At 42.2% G+C, this 22,053-nt stretch carries 16 protein-coding genes; 14 read left to right on the top strand and 2 right to left on the bottom strand.

Features of this window, described 5'->3' with window-relative positions; genetic code table 11:
• Positions 1-34 precede the first annotated feature (34 nt).
• From K364_RS0114445 to K364_RS24245, 14 genes are all read left to right on the top strand, one after another.
• Positions 35-502 (top strand): (2Fe-2S)-binding protein, encoded by a 468-nt coding sequence (locus K364_RS0114445; RefSeq protein WP_028308610.1) that lies wholly within the window; start codon positions 35-37, stop codon positions 500-502.
• Between the two features lie 3 nt (positions 503-505).
• Positions 506-2,737 carry a xanthine dehydrogenase family protein molybdopterin-binding subunit gene (locus tag K364_RS0114440; protein ID WP_028308609.1) on the top strand — a complete coding sequence of 744 codons (2,232 nt, stop codon included), beginning with the start codon at positions 506-508 and terminating at the stop codon, positions 2,735-2,737.
• 14 nt (positions 2,738-2,751) lie between these two features.
• Positions 2,752-3,603 carry an FAD binding domain-containing protein gene (locus tag K364_RS0114435; protein WP_028308608.1) on the top strand — a complete coding sequence of 284 codons (852 nt, stop codon included), beginning with the start codon at positions 2,752-2,754 and terminating at the stop codon, positions 3,601-3,603.
• A gap of 229 nt (positions 3,604-3,832) precedes the next feature.
• Positions 3,833-4,549 carry an IclR family transcriptional regulator gene (locus tag K364_RS0114430; RefSeq protein ID WP_028308607.1) on the top strand — a complete coding sequence of 239 codons (717 nt, stop codon included), beginning with the start codon at positions 3,833-3,835 and terminating at the stop codon, positions 4,547-4,549.
• Positions 4,550-4,672: 123 nt separating this feature from the next.
• On the top strand, positions 4,673-7,474 hold the full coding sequence (locus tag K364_RS0114425) for a molybdopterin-dependent oxidoreductase (protein ID WP_028308606.1): 2,802 nt from the start codon (positions 4,673-4,675) through the stop codon (positions 7,472-7,474).
• 104 nt (positions 7,475-7,578) lie between these two features.
• Positions 7,579-8,907 carry a putative aminohydrolase SsnA gene (gene ssnA / locus K364_RS0114420; protein WP_028308605.1) on the top strand — a complete coding sequence of 443 codons (1,329 nt, stop codon included), beginning with the start codon at positions 7,579-7,581 and terminating at the stop codon, positions 8,905-8,907.
• 68 nt (positions 8,908-8,975) lie between these two features.
• Positions 8,976-12,044, top strand: coding sequence for a putative selenate reductase subunit YgfK (ygfK, locus tag K364_RS0114415; protein ID WP_028308604.1), 3,069 nt, complete (start codon positions 8,976-8,978; stop codon positions 12,042-12,044).
• A 170-nt stretch (positions 12,045-12,214) separates the two neighbouring features.
• Positions 12,215-12,994 (top strand): GntR family transcriptional regulator, encoded by a 780-nt coding sequence (locus K364_RS24255; RefSeq protein WP_051534096.1) that lies wholly within the window; start codon positions 12,215-12,217, stop codon positions 12,992-12,994.
• Positions 12,995-13,015: 21 nt separating this feature from the next.
• Complete coding sequence (locus tag K364_RS24250; RefSeq protein WP_051534095.1) at positions 13,016-13,681, top strand: cobalamin B12-binding domain-containing protein; 666 nt, start codon at positions 13,016-13,018, stop codon at positions 13,679-13,681.
• A gap of 138 nt (positions 13,682-13,819) precedes the next feature.
• Complete coding sequence (locus K364_RS0114400; protein WP_028308603.1) at positions 13,820-15,058, top strand: uroporphyrinogen decarboxylase family protein; 1,239 nt, start codon at positions 13,820-13,822, stop codon at positions 15,056-15,058.
• Positions 15,059-15,193: 135 nt separating this feature from the next.
• The gene (locus K364_RS0114395) at positions 15,194-15,835 is read left to right on the top strand and encodes a cobalamin B12-binding domain-containing protein (protein WP_028308602.1); all 642 of its coding nucleotides are present in this window, start codon (positions 15,194-15,196) and stop codon (positions 15,833-15,835) included.
• A 2-nt stretch (positions 15,836-15,837) separates the two neighbouring features.
• Positions 15,838-17,184, top strand: coding sequence for a uroporphyrinogen decarboxylase family protein (locus tag K364_RS0114390; RefSeq protein ID WP_028308601.1), 1,347 nt, complete (start codon positions 15,838-15,840; stop codon positions 17,182-17,184).
• Between the two features lie 102 nt (positions 17,185-17,286).
• On the top strand, positions 17,287-18,504 hold the full coding sequence (locus tag K364_RS0114385; RefSeq protein WP_028308600.1) for an MFS transporter: 1,218 nt from the start codon (positions 17,287-17,289) through the stop codon (positions 18,502-18,504).
• A gap of 33 nt (positions 18,505-18,537) precedes the next feature.
• Positions 18,538-19,176 carry a DUF1638 domain-containing protein gene (locus tag K364_RS24245; RefSeq protein ID WP_035269786.1) on the top strand — a complete coding sequence of 213 codons (639 nt, stop codon included), beginning with the start codon at positions 18,538-18,540 and terminating at the stop codon, positions 19,174-19,176.
• A gap of 48 nt (positions 19,177-19,224) precedes the next feature.
• Here the strand turns inward: K364_RS24245 and K364_RS0114375 are convergent, their stop codons facing one another.
• Together K364_RS0114375 and bzaD are read right to left on the bottom strand one after the other, a co-directional pair.
• A complete protein-coding gene (locus K364_RS0114375) occupies positions 19,225-20,724 on the bottom strand; it encodes a B12-binding domain-containing radical SAM protein (protein WP_028308599.1) in 1,500 nt (499 codons plus the stop codon).
• The gene (gene bzaD / locus K364_RS0114370) at positions 20,725-22,050 is read right to left on the bottom strand and encodes a B12 lower ligand biosynthesis radical SAM protein BzaD (RefSeq protein WP_028308598.1); all 1,326 of its coding nucleotides are present in this window, start codon (positions 22,048-22,050) and stop codon (positions 20,725-20,727) included. It abuts the gene before it with no gap.
• Positions 22,051-22,053: the final 3 nt, after the last annotated feature.

Here is a 22,053-nt window from a genome sequence, read left to right as displayed (position 1 = left end):
GGTGTGTCCCCGTACATTAAAAGGAGGATTTAAATTGAAAATAAAACTAAAAGTAAACAACCAATTAGTTGAAAAAGAAGTTGATCCCAGCATACGATTAATTGACTTTTTAAGAGAGGACCTTGATTTGACTGGTACCAAGGAGGGCTGTGGTGCCGGTGAGTGTGGAGCCTGTACAGTTATTATTGACGGAAAAGCAGTAAATTCATGCCTTGTACTTGTTGGGCAGTGCCAGGATAAGGAAATAATTACTGTGGAGGGATTAGCTAAAAATGGAGAGCTAGATCCCCTGCAGGATGCTTTTGTGAAAGAAGGTGCCGTTCAGTGCGGATACTGCACTCCTGGTATGCTCATGTCTGCAAAGGCCCTTCTATTAGAAAATCCGAGCCCAACTGAAGAAGAAATCAGGAAGGCTATTTCAGGCAACCTCTGCAGGTGTACAGGATATGTGAAGATAGTCAAGGCTATCCAAACAGCAGCTGATAATCCAAGGGAGGTGTAAAATATGGAATATCAATATATAGGCAAGCCTGTTATCAGGCAGGACGCATATGGCAAGGTAACTGGCGAGACCAGATATATGTCAGACCTTAAGATTCCTGGAATGCTCTGGGGGAGATTTCTTAGAAGTCCCCATGCCCATGCTTTAATTAAACGTATAGATACCTCTAAAGCAAAACAGGTAGATGGAGTTCATGCAGTAGTCACCCATGAGGACGTGCCCGGGCTAAACGCCTATGGTGGTGTAGTACAGGACCAGCCTGTTTTTTGCAGGGATAAGGTTAGACTTGTAGGGGACTTTGTAGCAGGTGTGGCTGCAGAGACTAAAGAAATCGCTGATAAAGCCCTGGAATTAATTGAAGTAGAGTATGAGCTGCTGCCTGGGGTATTTGATCCTGAAGAGGCAGCAAAAGACCATGCTCCAAGGGTTCATGAGAAAGGCAATATCCACCTGCGTACAGCAGTTGAAAAGGGGGACGTGGAAAAAGCCTTCAATAATGCTCACATTATTGTGGAGAGGGTTTACCACACCCCAAGGCAAATGCATGCATATTTGGAAACAGAAAGTGGAGTAGCCTTTTTTGATGACCAGGGGAATCTAAATATGCTTTGCGGCAGTCAGTATTCTCACAGGGATCAGATACAGTTGGCACGGATTCTTAATATGCCCGAGGAAAAAATCAAGGTTACAAGCAATCCCATGGGGGGAGCCTTTGGTGGTAAGGATGACTTGACCATTCAAGGTCAGCTGGCTATATTAGCCTTAAAATCCAAAAGACCGGTAAAGGTTGTATATAGTCGAGAGGAATCAGTCTTAATCGGCCAAAAGAAACACCCAATGAAAATCTATATGAAAACAGCAGCTGCAAGGGATGGCACCCTTCTGGCCAATGAAGTAAAGATATATTCAGATACTGGTGCCTATGCAACCCTTGGGGGGCCAGTATTAAATGTGGCTTTAGAAAACTGCTGCAGTGCTTACAGGATGCCTAACATAAAAATAGAAGGCTTGTGCGTCTATACAAATAATATGATCAGTGCCCCAATGCGGGGTTTTGGTGCAAACCAGTCTAACTTTGCAATGGAAACCCAGATTGATATTATAGCCCATGAGCTTGGGTTGGACCCCATGGAAATCCGTCTGAAAAACGGACTCCGTCAGGGTGATGAGGGAGCTCTAGGACATACCCTGACAACTGCCATGGGTACCATCCAAACCCTGGAGGCTGCGAAAAACAGCGAGCTCTGGAGGGAAAGGGGAAAATACAAGGCCAATCCAACCAAACCATGGAAAAAGCGGGGAATAGGTCTGGCTACTGGAGTCAAGGGCGTTGGTTATGGAAGGGGACTTCCAGACTATGGTGCCTGCGATATGAGTATCCTTGAAAATGGGAATATTAGAGTTGCTGTAGGGTGTCCTGAGCTAGGCCAGGGGAATACAGTGGCATACAGCCAGATGGCAGCGGAAGCCCTTGGTTTTCCAATTGAAAGGATTGAAGTTGTTACAGGCCACAGCCATGCAACCCCAGATTCAAGAACATCTACAGCCTCAAGGTCAATTTATGCTGGGGGGGGTGCCATTTTAATTGCCGCTGAAAAACTAAAAGACGAGTTATCCAAATTTGCAGCCCATATTATTAAGGATTCAGATAACGAAAGTCAGAACCTATCTGTAGAAGAAATGGTTAAACTAGCCCTGGAGCATAAAAAAGAAATCTCTGTACACGGCCATTTTGATGTGCCCCTTGCCGATAAGGGGATACCTGGAGCCTTTGGACTGCCTCATCTGGTTTATAGTGCTACAACCCATCTGGCCCTGGTTGAGGTCGATACCTGCACAGGCCAGGTAGAGGTTATCAAAGCAGTATGTGCCCTAGATGCTGGCAGGGTAATTAATATACAAGGATTGGAAGGCCAATCAGAAGGTGGAACAGTAATGGGTATGGGCTATGCCCTGCTGGAGGATATAGAACTGCATGAAGGAAAAACTGATATACTAAACTTTAACAAATATCTCATACCTACAGCATTAGATGTACCTGAAATTGAAACCATACCTGTGGAAGTAAATGAAGCAACAGGCCCCTTTGGTGCCAAGGGAGTTGCAGAAGGGGTATGTATACCCATATCACCGGCTATTACTAATGCAATTTATGATGCAATAGGTGTAAGGATTGAAACCCTGCCTGCTACTTTGGAAAGGGTACAGGATGCTTTAAAAATAACAAGCAAATAAGGAGGATGGGGAAAATGGCAAGTTTTGATGTATATTCACCGGAAAAAGTGTCTGACCTGATGGAATATATAAAAAATGCCCCTGCTAATACTAAATACTTAGCTGGAGGAACAGACCTGGTAATTCACATCAGAGAAAAGAAAGTTTCACCTGAGCTGGTAATAGACCTGTCACGCATCAATGAACTCCAATATATAAAAGAAGAAGAAAATGAAATAAAAATTGGTGCAGTGACCAGCTTTACGACAATTGAAGAAAGTCCAGTAATTCAAAAATACGCCTTTTGCCTTGCCCAGGCTGCCTCGGGAGTTGGATCAGTTCAGATTAGAAATACCGGTACTATTGGAGGTAATGTTGCCAATGCTTCTCCTGCAGCTGACAGCATTCCTGCCCTGGTTGCCCTTGGGGCAAATCTAAAAATTGAAGGCCCTGAAGGTTCAAGGATGGAAAAAATCGAAGACTTTCTAGTTGGAGTAGAAAAGACCATACTAAAGCCCAGGGAATATATCTCGGAAATAACTATTCCAAAATATGGTGAGGGCTATAAAAGCGGCTTTGCAAAGCTTGGCAGGCGCAAGGCCCTGGCAATTGCAAGGATAAACCTGGCAGTAATTGTTAAGCTTGAAGGTCATATAGTCAAAGAGATGCGTATTGGATTAGGTGCTGTGGGAACTACTGCCTACAGGCCCTATGCTGCCGAAAAGGCCCTTGAAGGCAAGAAACTGGATAATGCTCTAATTGAGGAAATGGCCGAGCTCCTCTCAAAGGTTGTTGAGGAAAAAATAGGGGCCAGGGCTTCCATGCCTTACAAAAGAGCAGCCATAAAGGGACTGGTATTTGACGTGGGAGAACTTTTATTAAAATAAAAAGCTAAAATAAAAACAAGATAAAACAAGACAAAGGTTAAACTTCCTTTGTCTTGTTTTAAAATTTTTCTTCTAAAATGCAGGAATATTTAAAAAATATATAGAATATAAAACTATTATTAAAAAAGAAACAATGTTTCTATCAAAGAAACACCTTTTTAATAATGCTTTGCTAAACAGGGAAACAATCGGGCGCTTAAGATCATACTTAAAAAAGGAGAATGTCATTTTGATTGACTCAGTAGCTCGGGCTTTACAAATACTTAGTTACCTTGCAGATAACAATGAAGTAGGTGTTAGAGAGTTAAGCAGGATTTTTGAGGTAAATGAGGCTACAGCATATAGAACCTTAAATACCTTACAGAAGCACGGTTATGTAATTCAGGACATGAAAACAAAAAAATACAGGCTGGGATTTGAAACTGTAAGAATAGGACAGAGCTGTTTGAGCAGCTATGACCTGGTGCAGGTTGCAAGAAAATATTCCATTGAACTTAGCAGAAGAATTAACGAGACTGTAATTTTAATGTCCAGGCATGGTCGCTTTGCAGTATATGTTAATAAAATAGAATCACCTCATGTAGTAAGGATCCACTCTCAAATTGGCTCAAAAATTCCTATTAATTTTGGGGGCTTTACAAAACCAATTTTTGTATTCTTGAATGAAAGGGAGCAAAGGGAGTTAATTGGAGACAAGACATATGATGAAATAAAAAGCCAGATCCAGGAATTTAAGACCCAGGGCTACACCATAAGCGATGAAGAAGTAGATTCTGGAGTTTTAGTTCTTGGGTGTCCTGTATATAATTACGAGGCGGACATAATTGGGGCACTTAATATCCCTATTCCAAAAATCCGCCTGGATGAAGAAAAGCTGCCCTGTATAGCAGAAGACTTGCTTAAAACCTCCAGGGACATTTCCCAGGAACTGGGATACAGGGTTTAGTTTTTACAGTCTTATAGCGCAACATTGTTGCCAAGAGAGAAACAAAAAAGGTTTTTACTTAACATATTTGAGCAACTTGTCAAAAGAAAGTTAAAGTAGTTTACTAAAAAATGGGGGCTGATTATGAGTAAAAGTATTTCCTTGATGGTAAATGGAGAGAGCAGAACAGCAGGTCATCCTTCATCCATAACCCTTTTGGAGTTTCTAAGAAACTATCTAGGTCTTATGGGTACTAAAAATGGTTGTGCCAAGGGGCATTGTGGTGCCTGTATGGTAATTGTTAATGGAGAGGCAAAAAGGGCATGTTTACTAAGGGTCAACAAGTTGGAGGGAGCGGTTATAGAAACCATTGAGGGCATTTCCCAGGCTGGCGAGCTGCATCCAATTCAGCAGGCCTTTATTGATGCCGGGGCAGTTCAGTGCGGCTTCTGTACCCCTGGAATGATCATGTCGGCAAAAGCCCTGCTTGATAAGAACTTAAATCCCAGTGATGAACAGATTAAAGAGGCATTTAAACATAACCTGTGCAGATGTACCGGGTATGTGAAGATAATCCATGCTGTGAAGCTGGCAGCCAAGATGTTAAGGAAAAATAAAGAAGCCACCTTGAAGATGGAAGCCGCAGCAGACCAGGCAGCAGCAAAAGCCATAGTGGGGGCTTCCCCCAGGAAAATTGATGCCCGGGACAAGGTAAAGGGTGCGCCAATTTACGCTGATGATTATGTCATGGAAAATATACTTTATGGAAAGTTTCTGTTTAGTGAACATGCCCATGCTCATATAGTATCAATTGACACCAGCGAAGCACAGAAGTCGGAAGGCGTGGCAGTTGTTTTAACAGCCAGGGACATACCAGGTGAAAACAACTTCGGGCTCATTGTACCCCAGCAGCCAGTTCTTGCAGATAAGCGAGTCCGCTATCTAGGCGACGCAATTGCAGCAGTATTTGCAGAAACTCCAGAGCTGGCTGAAGAGGCAGTAAAGAAAATCAAGGTGGAATATAAAGTCCTGCCGGCAGTGTTTTCCGCCATGGAAAGCCTGAAGGAGAATGCTTTGCTTATCCATGAAGAAGGCAATATCATGCACCATGTCAAGGTTAGAAAGGGAGACATTGAAAAAGCCTTTGCAGAGGCGGATGTTATTGTTGAGGGTGAATACTATACTCCGGCAGTAGAGCATGCATATTTAGAGCCTGAAAGCTGCCTGGTCAGGCCGGAAGCTGATGGTTCAGTGACAATCTGGACCGGCAGCCAGGGCTCCTTTCCCTTTAGAAAAATGATAGCCAGAAGCCTGGCCCTTGACGAAGAAAAAGTAAGGATAATTTATACTCCCTGTGGTGGGGCCTTTGGAGGCAAAGAAGAACCAACTGTGCAGATTCAAAGTGCACTGGCAGCTTTAAAGACCGGCCGGCCTGTAAAAATGGTTCTGACCAGAGAGGAATCAATTAGAATATCTACCAAACGCCATGCAGAGCATATCTATATGAAGCATGGAGCAACCAGGGATGGCAGAATAATTGCCTTTGAATCCAGGGCTGTTTGTGATACTGGTGCTTATATATCCCTTGGCAAGCCTGTGGTATTTCGATCTGCAGTAGTTGCTTCAGGTCCCTATGAAATTGCCAATGTAAAGGCTGATTCCTATGGGGTTTATACCAATAACAACCCGGCAGGAGCCTTCAGGGGCTTTGGCAGCACCCAGGTTGCCTTTGCCTCAGAATTGCAGATGGATAAACTGGCAGAAAAGCTGGGTATTGATCCAGTACAGCTGCGCAGGCTAAATGGTTTGACAGAGGGAAAGGCTACCATTACAGGACAGGTGCTGGGAAAGGGTGTAGGCTATCTTGAAACCCTTGACAGGACTGCAAAGGAGTTAGAAGCAGCAGCAGCCCGGTATAAAAAGCAGCCGCTGGCTCCTTCAAAAAAAATTGGTATTGGAATAGCCAGCTCCTACAAAAATGTAGGACTTGGTACAGGCAAGCCCGATGGAGCCGGGGCCGTAACAGAATTGAATCACAAGGGCAGGGTTACAGTAAAAATAGGTGCTATAGATATGGGACAGGGCTCTGATACTGCCATGGCGCAAATTGCTGCTGCTGCCCTGGGTATAGAATATGAATTGATAGATGTTTTATCAAGTGATACAGCCCTGTGTCCTGATGGGGAGATGACCACAGCCTCCAGACAAACCTATGTTACAGGCAACGCTGTAAAGGCTGCCGCGGAAATATTAAAAGACAAGATCCTGGATTTCATGGCAGGACAGTTGGGGACGGGGAAAGACAGCCTGCAAATAGACCAGCAGGGAAGGGTTATGAATATAAAAGACAGCAGGGCCTATGATTTCAGCCAGGTTTTCCAAATGGCCCAGGAAAATAACATTGAACTAAAGGCTGACTATCATTACCTGCCTCCCAAAACCTATCCCCACAGGGAATGTTCCGATCATGAGCCTGGAGTGAGTTTGGAGGAGTATAATATCCATTACGCATATTGCTTTGGCACTCAAGGGGCAATTGTTGAAGTGGATACTGAAACTGGGGATGTGAAGGTGCTGGAGATAATTGCTGCCCAGGATGTGGGCACGGCAATTCATCCCCAAAATGTGGAGGGACAAATAGAGGGCTCGGTAGCCATGGGTATAGGTTATGCCCTTTCTGAAGAATATATAGTAGATGAGAGTAAGGTGGTAACAGACAATCTTAAAAAAATTGGTGTCCCCATGATTGACAGTATACCCGAGATCAAAACCATAATAGTGGAAGAAGAAGACCCTGAAGGTCCTTATGGAGCCAAGGGCATGGGCGAGGTGCCGGTTAATCCCACAGCCCCTGCTATTTTAAATGCAATTTATAATGCTGTTGGCATACGTTTTAATAAAATTCCTGTAACCAGAAAAAGGCTCCTTGAAGAACTGCAAAAATAAGCTATAGGTATCAATTTAATGCAGCATTTGCAGTTTGCTGCGGGCTTGCAGGCTGCTGGATAGTTGGCAGGGATAGCCAATAATAAATAAAAAGAGGTGATAGTATGCTGCTTGTTGGAAACGGTACTGTGATAACTCTAGGAACTGACTGCAAGGTTATGGAAGGGGGAGCAGTGTTATTAAAGGACGGAAAAATCGCTGCTGTAGGCATAACGGCTGATCTGCAGAGGCAGTATCCTGATGCAGAATATATGGACTGCAGGGGAAAGCTGATCATGCCGGGATTTTTAAACGTACACATGCATACCTACAGCACCTTTGCCAGGGGTATAGCTTTAAAGGATGAACCCCCTGAAAATTTTGTGCAGATACTTGAAAGGCTCTGGTGGAGACTGGATAAAACCCTGGCGCTAGACGATGTGTACTACAGTGCTTTAATCCCCTTTATTGAATCAGTAAAAAACGGGACAACTGCAATTTTAGATCATCATGCAAGTCCCTTTAATATTGAAGGCAGTCTTGAGCAGATTGCCAGGGCAGCTGCAGAGGTTGGAGTTCGTGTAAATACCTGTTATGAGGTAAGCGACAGGGACGGTGAGGAAAGGGCCCTGGCAGGCATTAAAGAAAATGTAGATTTTATAAAAAAATGCCAGCAGGAAAATTCCCAGATGTTGGGAGCTACCTTTGGCATGCATGCCTGCTTTACAATAGGTGAAAAGACCATGGAGAAATGTGCCCAGGCAGCAGGGGAGCTGGGTGTGGGAGTTCATATTCATGCCGCCGAGAGCAGGGCAGACGTGGAGCATAACCTTAAAGAATATGGACTCAGGGTAATTGAAAGGCTAAACAAGCATGGACTTCTAGGCCCAAAGACCATGGCATCCCACTGTGTCCATATTAATGAAAGGGAAATGGAACTCCTTGCCGAAACAAAAACAAATGTTGCCCATAACCCCCAATCAAATATGAATAACGCAGTAGGCTGTGCCGATGTTATTAAAATGGTGGAAATGGGAGTTATGGTGGGTATGGGTACTGATGGAATGACCTCCGACATGATAGAGGGTATGAAGGCAGCCCATATACTTCATAAATTCAACAGGAATGACCCCAGGGTAGGGTGGATGGAAGTCCCCGCCATGCAGTTTATAAATAATCCAAGGATAATGGCCAATTACTTCTCGCTGCCCATGGGCGAACTAAGGGAAGGCAATGCAGCTGATGTAATAGTAATTGACTACGATCCCCCTACTCCCTTAACAGTAGATAATTACTACGGTCATATGGTCTTTGGAATGACAGGACGGATGGTTGACACCACCATAGTGGCAGGTAAAGTTCTAATGAGGAAGAAGGAACTGGTGGGTATTGATGAGGCAGAGATTAATGCCAAATCAAGAGAGCTGGCAGTTAAAATGTGGGAAAGATTCTAAAAAGCAGGAATAGAATACAGCAGTCAGAATTCAGGAACAAGAAGTTAGATCAAGAGGAGGTAGTGAGCATGGGCGACAAAATGAGAGAAATACCCTTCAGGAAGCTTATTAGATGGATATTTGAAGAATATGCAAGGGAAGGCTCCATCTTTGGAATACCCAAGGAAAAGTTTTTCCAAAAGGAAAGCAGCAAGAAAATAGACCTGTTTGGTGATAACCTTGACACACCCATTGGCCCTGCAGCAGGTCCAAATACACAGCTTGCCCAAAATATTGCAGCATCCTATCTTTGCGGCGGCAGATTTATAGAGCTTAAAACCGTTCAGATTTTGGATGCCTTGGAGTTTCCTAAACCATGTATCCATGCAGGGGATGAATGCTACAATACTGAATGGTCCACAGAGCTGACAATTGAAGGAGCTTTTAATGAATATGTGAAGGCATGGTTTTTGCTTTACATTATCCAAAGGGAAATATTTGATATAGACAAGCGCACCTTCATGTTCAACATGAGTGTGGGCTATGACCTGGAAGGCATTAAATCTGAAAAGGTTAATGGATTTATTGAAGGACTAAAGGATGCTTCCAATACAGAAATCTTCAAGGAATGCAAGCAAATCCTTAAAGAGGAACTAAAATACTTCAAAAATGCAGATGAGAAATATATTGACAGTATTTCACCAAATATCTGCAGTTCCATTACCCTTTCAACCCTTCATGGGTGTCCGCCTGCAGAGATTGAGAAGATATGCAGATATCTAATATCAGAAAAGCAGCTGCACACCTTTGTAAAAATGAATCCAACCCTGCTGGGGTATGAGTATGTGAAGAATACCCTTCATAAAATGGGTTATCACTATATTGAGCTTAAGGAAGAATCCTTTACCCATGATCTCCAGTATGATGATGGAGTTGCCATGTTGAAAAGACTCAAGGAATATGCTGCAGAAAATAACAGGGAATTTGGTGTAAAGCTCTCCAATACCCTGCCGGTTAAGATAACTAGAGGTGAACTCCCTGGAGAAGAAATGTACATGTCAGGAAAATCCCTTTTTGCCCTGACCATAAACCTTGCCTACAGGCTTGCAAGTGAATTTCAAGGTGACCTTAAAATTTCCTATTCAGGTGGTGCAGATTACTTTAATATTGTGCGTATCTTTGATACAGGCATCCAGCCTATTACAGTAGCCACCACCATTTTAAAGCCCGGGGGCTATTACAGGTTAAAGCAGATGGCTGATGAGCTGGAAGGGCATCTGACCAGGAGTTTTAAGGCCATAGATGTTACAAAGCTTAAAAAACTGGCTGGGGATGCACTGGAGGATGCCAATTACGCCAAGGAAAGAAAGATCGGTGAAAGCCGTAAAATAGACAGGAAGCTGCCCCTTACTGACTGTTTTGTGGCTCCCTGTACAGTGGGATGTCCCATTGAGCAGGATGTTCCAGAGTATACCAGACTTGTTGGTGAGGGCAGGCATGACGAGGCTTTTGAGTTAATTATTTCCAAAAACCCCTTGCCCTTTATTACAGGTACCATATGCAATCATAACTGCATGACCAAGTGTACCCGTCTGGACTATGACAGGGCTGTGCATATCCGTGATCTGAAAAAGGAGGCAGCGGAGAAGGGCTGCAGGGCTTACATGGAAAGGTTGGCTGGCAGGGCAGTTGACAGCAAATACAAGGTGCATGCAAGAGCAGCCATTATTGGAGCTGGACCCTCAGGCCTGGCAGCTGCTTATTTCCTGGCAAAGGCAGGAATGGATGTTACTGTTTTTGATAAGAGGGATAAACCAGGGGGCACTGTAGAACATGTGATCCCTGAGTTCAGGATTGCCAGGGAGGATATCAACCACGACATTGAATTGATAAAGAAAATGGGAGTAAAGTTTAGACTAGGCGTTGATGAAAATTTCTCAATTGAGGACTTAAAAGCCCAGGGCTATGAGTACATCTATCTAGCCATTGGTGCAGCCAGATCAAACCTGGCAGATATCCAGGGTGATAATGAAAAAGTAATGAGTGCCATTGGCTTTCTAGAGGATTTTAACAAGAAAAAGCAAGGGTTAAACATTGGCAAAAACATTGCCGTTATAGGTGGGGGCAATACTGCCATGGACGCAGCCAGGGCAGCCACCAGGGTAAAGGGTGTTGAAAAGGTATATATTGTGTACCGCAGAACAAGAGAACACATGCCTGCAGACAGGGAAGAGCTCCTTGCTGCCCTTGAGGATGGAGTAATCTTCAAGGAACTGCTGGCACCCATAGCCTTGAAGGATGGAAGGCTTAAATGTGAGGTAATGGAACTTGGTGAACCAGATGCATCTGGCAGAAGAAAGCCTGTTGCTGCTGGCAGGACAACTGAACTGGAAATTGATACTGTCCTATCGGCCACTGGGGAAAGGGTAGACCTGGATATTCTTAAAAAGCAGGGCTTGGAAATAGATGAAAAGGGCAATATCAAGGTTAACCCGGCTACCAATGAGACAAATATTGACAAGGTATTTATTGGTGGAGATGCACTGACAGGACCATCAACAGTTGTAGAGGCAATGGCCCAGGGCAAAAAGGTTGCCCGCCAGATTATCATCCGTGAACAGCTTGAAGAAGGCAAGGATATGGTTGCTGATATAGTCTTTGAACATGAAAAAAGGTATCCAGAAATAATTGAACGCAGGGGCATTCTTAAAGGCAGACCTGAGGAAAGACAAGGTGAAGCAGACAGGTGCTTGGAGTGCAGCTACATCTGTAATGTATGTGCCGAGGTTTGCCCAAATAGAGCCAATGTTGCAGTTAAACTAGATGATGGAAGGCTGAAATCACTCAATCAAGTTGTTCATATTGACGGCATGTGCAATGAATGCGGCAACTGTGCAATTTTCTGCCCCTATGAGTATGAGGGAGCTCCCTATAAGGAAAAGTTTACCCTTTATTGGAATGAAGGGGATTTCAATGACAGTGAAAATGACGGCTTTTATCTGGTAGAGGAAGGAAAAGAAACAACCTTTAGGGTCAGGTTAGATGGCAGGGTGTCTATTGTAACATTTGATGAAAAGGGAAGAGCTGCTTCAGACCTGGATCCATCAATTCTAACCCTTATATGGGAGATGTTTAACAAGTTCAAGTACATGTTTTAAATTTTACCTTATGATAGAATAAAAAGAACCCTGCATGTAAGTATATATATGCGGGGTTCTTTTGCTAACCAGATATTAAACATTCACTAGACAGTCAAAATTTGGTATTATAGATTTAAAACTAACCTTTCTATCAAGTAAATACTATATAAATAGTGAGGAGCAAGTATATGAAAATGGAGAAAAAGAGACGGCTGCCCACTACTGAAGTTTTAATGGAAATTGACCGTAACTCGTATGAACCTGCCTATATGCAGCTGGTAAATTTAATCAAGCAGCAGATTGCCATGGGAATGTTCCGCCCTGGTGATCAACTGCCTTCTGAATCCCAGCTGTGCAGCAGATACCATATCAGTCCCATGACAGTCAGGAGAGCCATTAACATTCTTATAGATCAAAAAATTGCAACAGCCTCCCAGGGCAAGGGGACGTTTGTAACGTCCATCAAGCTTGGCTCTGCTGCCTTTCATTTAAAAGAATTGCAGGAGTTTTTTATGGACAAAAAGACAACTGTAAAAATTCTTGAAGTGCGTATTGTGCCTTCTAATAAACGAACTGAAAAGAAACTTGGTGTAAAGTCTGGTGAATCTATAATCTATATCAGGCGTTTGCTTCTTCAAGATGAAGAGCCATTTTTCTATCATAAAGAATATCTAATATATGATCCAACAAGGCCCATTGTAGAATCTGAACTGGAAGTAACATCATTAAGAGGGTTATTTAATGGAACGGGTTCTTCAGAATTCAAAAAGGGAGATTTAAGTATTGAAGCAACCGTTATTACCAGGGAAGAAACCAAGGTGCTTAAAATTCAAGAGGGCGTTCCTGCATTTAGGATCGAGCATATATTTTACGATTTTGCTGAAAATCCTGTGAGCTGGGGATGGTTTATTTGCAGGGGAGATAAATTGAGATTTACTACAACTGTTGGAATTCGAGAAACATTTTAATATATTTGGAGGTAGTGGGACATGAAATATATATCAGTAAGAGAGCAATTAATAAACAGTATTGGTGATTTGCAAGAGGATGCTGTACGGGAGGTGGTCCTTAAAAGAATAGCATCTGGAGATGACCCTTTGCACATTATTGATGATTGCCAGCGAGGAATGAAGTTGGTTGGAGAACGTTATGAGCAGGGTAAATATTACATAGCGGGTTTAATTATGGCCGGAGAAATATTTCGTCAGGTTACGGAAATTTTACAGCCTGTTCTTAAAGACCAATCAGTAGCAGAAATAAAAGGTTCTGTACTTCTTGGCACTGTTGAAGGGGATATCCATGACCTGGGTAAAAATATCTTAAGCATTCTCCTTACATGTCATGGTTTTAAGGTACAAGACCTGGGAGTAGATGTACCACCAGGGAAGTTTGTTGAAAGGGTTAAAGAGTTGCAACCTGATATTGTTGGCTTGTCAGGATTGTTGACACATTCTTATTCAAAAATGAAACAGATAATAGAGCTTGTAAAAAATGAAACAAAATCTTTATCCCTAGATATCCCAGTTGTCATTGGCGGGAGTCAGATTAATGAACAGGTTGCTCGTGTGGTCGGAACAAAATTTTGGTGTAATGATGCTGTTAAAGGTATACGTATTTGCTTGAATTTAATGAATAAAAATAAAGTAGAAAAATAATTCTATATCGGTAATGTTATTTTTTAGAACCAAAACACTTTGCCAATTGACAACTTCTATATATAACTATATAATTAAAAATAAGAATTTTAAATTTATTCAGTGATTGCTGAATAATTATTTTTAGGGGGTCGTTGGATGAAAGATACTCAAGAATTATTTAAGGAGCGTTCACAGAGAATTAAAGATGTGGTTGCACTAAAGAAACCTGACAGAGTTCCTTTTGCTCCGAAGATTGGAAATTACTATGCTCGTGGGTATGGCATATCAATGTATGACGCAATGATAGACATTAGAAATATAATTCCTGGGGTTGAGGGGTTTTTAGATGATTTTGAACCTGACTTAGCTTGGGCTCCAGTAATGTATCCCATTGAACCAATGGAAGCCATGGACTGCCAGTATGTAAAATGGCCAGGCGCAACCCATAACCTGCCACTTAACGATTCATTTCAGCTTCTTGACAAATGTTTTTTAGAAGACGATGAATATGATGAGTTTTTACTGGATCCTACACATTTCTTTATTACCAAAGTCTATCCAAGAAAATTCAAAGACTTGGAACCATTATCAAAGATATGCTTTAGAAATCCTGTTGAATATTCGCTATATGCAGAAATGGCAACCTTTGCACAACCAGACGTAAAAGCAGCATTAGACGCATTAAAAAGAGGCGGAGAAGCTTCCGCTAAGTGGCTAGGATATATGGGGTCCATTACTCAACTCATTGTATCAAAAGGGTTTCCATTAGGAGCCGCTACAGCTCAAACATGTCCTTTCGATATGTTCTCAGATAATATTAGAGGATTTGTTAATACAGTAACAGATATATATCAAAGACCAGAAAAACTGTTAGCAGCATTAGACTACATGACAGAGGTTTGCATAGAAAGGGCAACTACTTCAGCAAAAGCACTGGGAGTAGACTACGTCTTTATACCACTGCATGCCGGTATGGATGAGTTTATGAGTCCGGCAAACTATGAAAAATTTTACTGGTCGGGACTTAAGAAACTAATGATGGCACTTATAGAAATAGGTATAACGCCATATGTATTTTGCGAAGGCAAATACAATACCCGATTGGAAGTTATTAGTGATGTGCCAAAAGGTAAAGTAATATATATGTTTGAAGAAGTAGATATTGTCCAAGCTAAAAAAACTGTAGGTCAAGTGGCATGCATTTGCGGGAACCTGCCAACAGCCTTACTGGTGCACGGTAAAAAAGAAAGGGTTGTTGAAGAAACTAAGCGTCTAATTGACAATTGTGCAGGAGATGGCGGTTTTATTATGGACTGCTCCATTGTTCTGGACAATGCAAAAAGAGAGAATATGGAGGCTTGGGCAGAGACAACCAGGTTATATGGTAAATATTAACAAATTATAACGAAGCGCGATTATATAGTTTCTGTAGCATGAATAGCGACTGCAGAACTTCAGATTTTAAACGCAATATAGTGAAGAAATTTTATATTTACCTTGATTTTTTTATTTAAAGATCGGAGGGTTATTATGTTAGAAAAATTAGTAGATGCCATAGCCGGGATGCGTGAAGAGGAAGCCATTAGCCTTGTTGAAGAGTTGTTGGATCAGGGCATTGAACCCCTGGAAATCTTGAAGAAATGTCGTGCAGCAGTTGAAATAATTGGAGAGAAATATGAAAAAGGCGAATACTTTATGCCAGAATTAATATTGACCGGGGAAATGCTAAATAGGATTTCAAGTCTGGCAAAAGCCAAGATGACTGAAAGTTTAGAAGAGGATGAAAACAAGTATATTGGCAAAGTAGTATTGGGTACAGTAAAGGGTGATATCCATGACATTGGTAAAAATATAGTTGCCTTCATGTTGGATACCAACGGATTTAAGGTGTACGACCTTGGAGTAGATGTGCCGTCATCAAAATTTGTGGAAGCTATAAAAGAGTACAGGCCGCAAATAGTAGGCATGAGTGCCTTGCTTACTCTAGCCTTTGATAAAATGAAGGATACAGTAAAAGCCATTGAAGATGCAGGATTAAGGGATCAAGTCAAAATCATGATAGGTGGTGCTCCCATTAATGACCAGATTAAAGAGTATACTGGTGCTGATGGTTGGGGACAGGACGCAGTAGAAGCTGTTTCCCTGGCGAAAAAGTGGATGGGGGGTAATTAAAGATGAAATTAGCTGAAAACTGGGATAAGCTTTCGCCGCAGGAGAGATACGAGGAAAGGTTTAAAAGATATGCCAATCCAGATATGCAATTTGCCAGCCCTGAAGCAGAAAAGGCATACAAGGAACGGGTTCAGATGATCAAGGATGCCGTTGAATTGAAAAAACCAGCTAGAATACCAATTCATTTAACTATAGGGTTTTATCCTGCTGCTTACGCTGGCGTTACTGCTAAAGATCTCATGTATGATTATGAAAAACTGGGAATGACATTTAAGAAGTTTAACAATGATTTCAAGGCAGATACCCTTGTGAGCTGCGCTCTGGTGGGGCCAGCCAGGGTATTTGAGATACTAGATTATAAACTATACCAGTGGCCGGGCAAGGGAATACCAGACGAACTTTCTTACCAGTGCCTGGAAGATGAATACATGCTGGATAACGAATATGACTTATTAATTAATGACCCATCTGGATACTGGATGCGTTATTATCTTCCACGAACCTTTGGCGCACTGGAACCATGGCAGATGATAGCACCATGGACCGATATTATTGAACTTCCCTTTGTAGGTCCTGCCATGATACCCATAGGTATTCCCCCTGTCCAGGAATCCTTTAAAAAATTAATAGAAGCTGGACAGGCAGCCATGGAGTGGGCTGGTGCCATGGGTGCTATAGATGGAGAAAATAAAGCTGTCCACGGTTTGCCGGGGTTTTTTGGTGGAGTTGCTAAAGCTCCCTTTGATACCCTGGGAGATACCATGAGGGGCACTCGGCCAATAATGCTTGACATATTCCGCCGTCCCAAGAAACTACTAGAGGCCATGGAAAGACTTGTATCAATAAATATTGACATGGCAGTAAGATCAGCCAATATCACAGGGGTACCAATTATTTTCATGCCCCTGCATAAAGGAGCCGATGGTTTCCTGTCAAAGGATGATTTTGCCAGGTTTTACTGGCCAACCCTAAAGGCTGTTATTCTAGGGTTAATAGAGGAAGGTCTAGTTCCACTGCTTTTTGCTGAGGGGGGCTATAATCAACGGCTTGAAGCCATAACCGATTCTGATATTCCAGAAGGAAAAACCGTCTGGCTTTTTGATAACACCGACATGGTCAATGCAAAGAAGGCCCTTGGAGGCAAGAGCTGTATAGCAGGAAATGTCTCTGGAGCTGTTCTAAAGGCTGGCACACCGCAGCAGGTAGATGAGTATGTGAAGTTCCTGGCGGAAAAAGTAGCTCAAGATGGCGGTTTTATCTTGAGCAATGGTACAGTTCTAGATGATGCTGAAGCAGAAAACCTCCATGCCATGATAAATGCGGGCAGAAAATATGGGGAATACAAATAATCCAGGCAAGCGAAAACCGAAAACCATGAATATACCTATAATAAATGGCATCTAGCTGATGCCATTTATTATAGCCCAAAAACATAGGCGAAGGGTGATATAATGCATAGTAATCAAAATGTACCAATTTCCCCATACAGATGGGTGGTAGTGGCAATAATGTGGTCTACAATATTCATAGCTGTGACAGCTCAATTTCAAGTAGCTGCCCTGGCATTTAAAATTATTCCAGAATTAAACCTTACATCAGGAAATTATGCCATGGTCCTGGCTGCACCCATGCTGCCTGCAGTGTTGTTTAGTATTGGTGCAGGAGCCCTGGCAGACAGATTTGGAGTTAAAAAAGTAGTTGCAGTTAGTTTTGTTTTTTCAATAATTGGTGTATATTTTAGATATATTCCCAACAGTTTTTTAGGATATTTTAGTCTGATGTTTTTATCTGGATTAACCCCTGCTCTTTTAAATGCCAATGTTTCCAAGCTCCTGGGTGCCTGGTTTCCACGTGAGCAGATCAGTACTGCCCTGGGAATATATTTTACTGCCGCAGGGGTTGGCATGACTGTAGCTTTGGCAACGTCTGCCTTATTCCCCACTGCGAAAAGTGCTTATATTACAGCTGGCATTGCCATGTTTGCCATCTGGATTTTGTGGTTGGTATTTATCAAGGATAAACCTGTAGGAGCGCCTGAGCTCCCACCCTTGCCTGTCTTAAAGTATATTGGTGCAGCTGCCAGCAGCAGAAATATTTGGCTGGCAGGGCTGGCATTGATGTGTTTTATGGGTGCAAATATGGCATTTGTAGGTTTTCTGCCCAATGCCCTAAGTCAGGTTCGTGGTATCAATCCATCCCAGGCTGGTGTCATGACGTCTATAGTTACCCTTGGTGTTATTTTAGGAAATATGATTGGTCCTGTCATGTCTGCACGTGTAGGCAGAATAAAACCTTTCCTTGCACCTGCAGCATTTTTAGGTGCAGCTGTTATGTATATTTCCTGGATTGCCCCGGGAACAAGTGTCTGGTTACTGCTCTTTGCTGCAGGAACTTTAATGGGCATAAGCGTACCATTGCTAATGGCCTTCCCCATGCTGCTTCCAGAGATAGGGCCAGTTTATGCCGGGAGTGCTGGGGGTCTCATGGCTACCCTGCAACTTATTGGTGCTTTTTTCATACCTTCATTTATAATTGCGCCAATAGCCGGAGGCAATTATACATTGTTATTTGCACTGGCTAGCTTATTTCTAGCATTGCTGGGTGTTGTATCATTGTTTCTTCCCGAGCTTGGCACCAGGGCTGCAGGCCGTGGAAAGAATAAAACTTAAAGTCCTGCAATCTATGGGCAAAAGGAGGTTAAAATGGCTAAAAACATCGTTATAGCATGTAATGCATTAAGGGATGAGATTAATCTCGTTGTCAATGAGCTGCAGATCAACTATCCAATAATCTGGGTTGATGCAGGTCTCCACAATCATCCTAGTAAACTAAAGGACGAGCTTCAGAAGCTTATTAATAACATAGACAATGTTGACAATATTTTGCTGCTGTTTGGAAACTGTGGGAACTCTGTCCTTGGATTAAAATCTGAAAAGGCCAGCATAATTTTGCCCAGGGTTGATGACTGTATTTCTCTGCTTTTAGGGGGCAATGAGCATAAAGCAGCTTTAGATCAAAAGGGGACTTCCTATTACTTAACAAAAGGCTATTTACATAGTGGAGCTTCCATGTGGACAGAATATCTAAATTGTATAGACAAGTACGGCTATGAAAAAAGCCTGATGATTTTTAAAACAATGTTGGTTAACTACAAGGGTTTAAGGCTCATAGACACTGGTGCCTATGAGCTTGCTGATATAAGGGATACTTTTTTGAAAATGGCCAAAGAGTTTGGCCTGGAGCCAGAAACTGTTCCTGGCACAATAAGGACGGTGTACAAGGCATTTAAGAAAGAATGGGATGAAGAATTTATCGTTGTAAAACCAGGACAGCCAGTCTAGACGTTAGATCATTTGATCCTTTAACCTTTTTTTAGCTTTTATATATTATCAAGAAAAAATTTCATCAATTTCACTTTTTGTTTTATAAATAAGGTCTTTCAGTTTTACATCATTAAAATCTTCCCCGTGTTCTAGTGAAGATAAAACTTTCTCAAATAAACCTACCAGAAGTCTATTGATTTTCTCATATTCTAGGGGAGCAGCTGCCGGCTCAGGAACTTTTTTCCGCCAGATTTCTTCTAAACGATAAAAGATATGATTAGTGATTTCTCTCATAATAGCTGCTAGAGCAGAAACCTGCCGGTTAACATATGAGGTGCTGGCCTCGTATGTTGAATGGGGTGATATGTCCAATCGCCCTTCACTCTTAAGTATTTTATAAGCTTTAGTTCCCTGCAAAATAATCATGTGATGATACAGAACATTGACAGTAACATCAAGATTTTTAAGAAGATCATTTCTTTTAAGAAATTCAAAATTAATCCTGATATCCTCCAACGAAGAATCCGGTTCAAACATAATAAATCCTATACTTGGTTCTATACCATGCTTACGTAGGATTTTGACCGCCCCTTCATTTTGAGCTGTTGTTGTCATTTTATTCAAGCGTTTTAGAGATTCATCCCTGCCGCTTTCAAGGCCAACTAAAATGTGACACAAGCCTGCATCTGCCAGGGCCCCAATTGTTTCATCGTGAATATCATTTACCCTGGCTTCTATTCCAAATTTAATTTTTCTTTGTTTAATTAGAGAAGCTAAATGCAAGGCCCTTTCTTGACCTGCTTTACCGGGGCCAAAAAAGTTTGGATCGGTAAAATAGAAATAATCCATGGTGTGCTTCAATAAAATCTCATCTATTTCAGCTATAATGTTTTCAGGGCTTCGGCCGCGCCATTTGGGTCCCCTGCCATAATATGAATTAATATAGCAGAAGGTACAGGCACCGTAGCATCCACGACTTCCCATAATGTTTACCTCACCAATGTTAAGTGAAGCCCTTGTGCGAACTGGAAAGGGGAGGTCGTCAAGGTTTTCAATGGCTTTTGCCTTTGAGCAGGTGATACTGCCCTGTGATGATAGATAAGCCAATCCCAGGATTTTTTCATGGGATTTTTTGCGAGTAAGGGCAGCTGCCAAGTCAGCAAAGGTTAGCTCCGGTTCTCCCAGGATAATGGAGTCAATTGCCTTACAGCTTTTCAAAATTTCTTCATAGCCGAAGGTTGGGTAAAAGCCATAAGCAGTAACATAGGGAGAAATACCTTGGTGCTTTACAGCCTCAAGAAAATTATAAAGCCTTCTGTCGTTCTTCCAATGGTAAACCATGTGGACACCAAGCATATCAGGTTTATAAGCTTCAATGATTTTCCCTATCTCTTTATAAGAAAGCTTGTCAAGATACCCTTCGACTATTTCCACTTCATGCCCCTGGCTTTTTAAAACCCCTGCAGCATAACCGGTAAGCAGGCATGAGGAAAGGGGAGTATTTGCTATGTCATTACATCTTTCAGTACTTATGCTCCTGGGATGTTCCAATAAAATTATCTTCATTTACCGTACCTCCTGCCACGTGAAGATATTTCTGCAAAGATGAAGTGTCTCCAGCTTGTATCTTAATTTATCAAAGGGCTTAGGGTTATAGTAAGTCGGATAAAGCAGGTCCGTATCATTGTCTATAACTCCCTGCTCCAGGGCAATGGTCTCCATGGGGGTACCAGGCAGAATACGAATATTATTCAGAATGATTGTCCCTAAATTCTTCTTTAAAGCATGAATGTCATAGATACGTTCCAAAAGCCTAATGCCTTTTTTAACAGTCCCATCTGTTTCCCCTGGAACATTCACCATGAAATGATAAATACTTACCACATCACTTTTGGAAACATGCTCGGCTGCCTTTAAAATATCTTCCTCAGTAAGATTTTTTCTAAGAGTATCTAATGCTTCCTGACAAAGGCCGTCAGGGGAAAAGGCAAAGCACTCACAGCCTGCCCTTTCAAAAAGGCTAACATTTTCTTTATTTATATTATCTTCTCGGAAGAAGCCTCCCCACTTGATTTGAAGGTTTCTATGCAGCAGCTCTTCACAAATCTGTTCCAAATGTCCAAGGGGAGCATTTACTATAGGGTCGTTAAAGTGGAATCTATGGATAGCAAATTCTTTAATTAAGAATTCAATTTCATCTACAATACCTTCAGGTGTACGACAGCGCAGCTTTTTCCCCTGGAGATTGGGGTAGACACAATAAGAACAGTTATAGGGGCAGCCCCTTTTTGTCTCAATTCCAATGGCTGGAACATAACTGTTGGCTTTTAAGTAGGGAGCTGGGTCCAACAGCTTTCTGGAGGGGTGCAGATAGTCATTTTTCATGTCAAATTCCATAGATGGAGGTGCAGCAATTACCCTGTTACCCTTGCGTACACATAATCCCTTTATGGATGAGGGCTTTTCCAATGAGGCAAGCAGTGCGGGGAAGGAAATTTCTGCTTCCCCTATAATACCATAGTGGATTTCAGGTATTTCCAGCATCAACCTTTCTGGGAAAAGGGAAAAGCCAGTTCCTCCAGCAATAATCCACGCCTTTGGCAAAAGCCTTGCAGCCATACGAACAGTAACAATAAACCTTGGAATGAGTGAGCTGGTCTTGTTTGCTAGAGGATCAATGTTGCGAAGTGATACTGCCACCACTTCAGGCTTTAAGCTGAGAAGCTTCTCTTTTAATGAGCCAAAGGGGTCCGTCTCAACATTCATATCTAAAAGCTCTACCTGGTAACCTTTGTGTTCTACATGAGCTGCAAGTGATACAATCCCTATGGGGTAAACTCTTTCAGCTGAGGCTTCATCCATTGACAGAGCTTGTATTAACAGTACACGCATAAT

It is taken from the genome of Desulfitibacter alkalitolerans DSM 16504 (assembly GCF_000620305.1).
In the GTDB taxonomy this organism is placed as follows: domain Bacteria; phylum Bacillota; class DSM-16504; order Desulfitibacterales; family Desulfitibacteraceae; genus Desulfitibacter; species Desulfitibacter alkalitolerans.
Note: the sequence above shows the minus strand (reverse complement) of the source record. Positions and strands in the feature narration are given on the sequence as shown.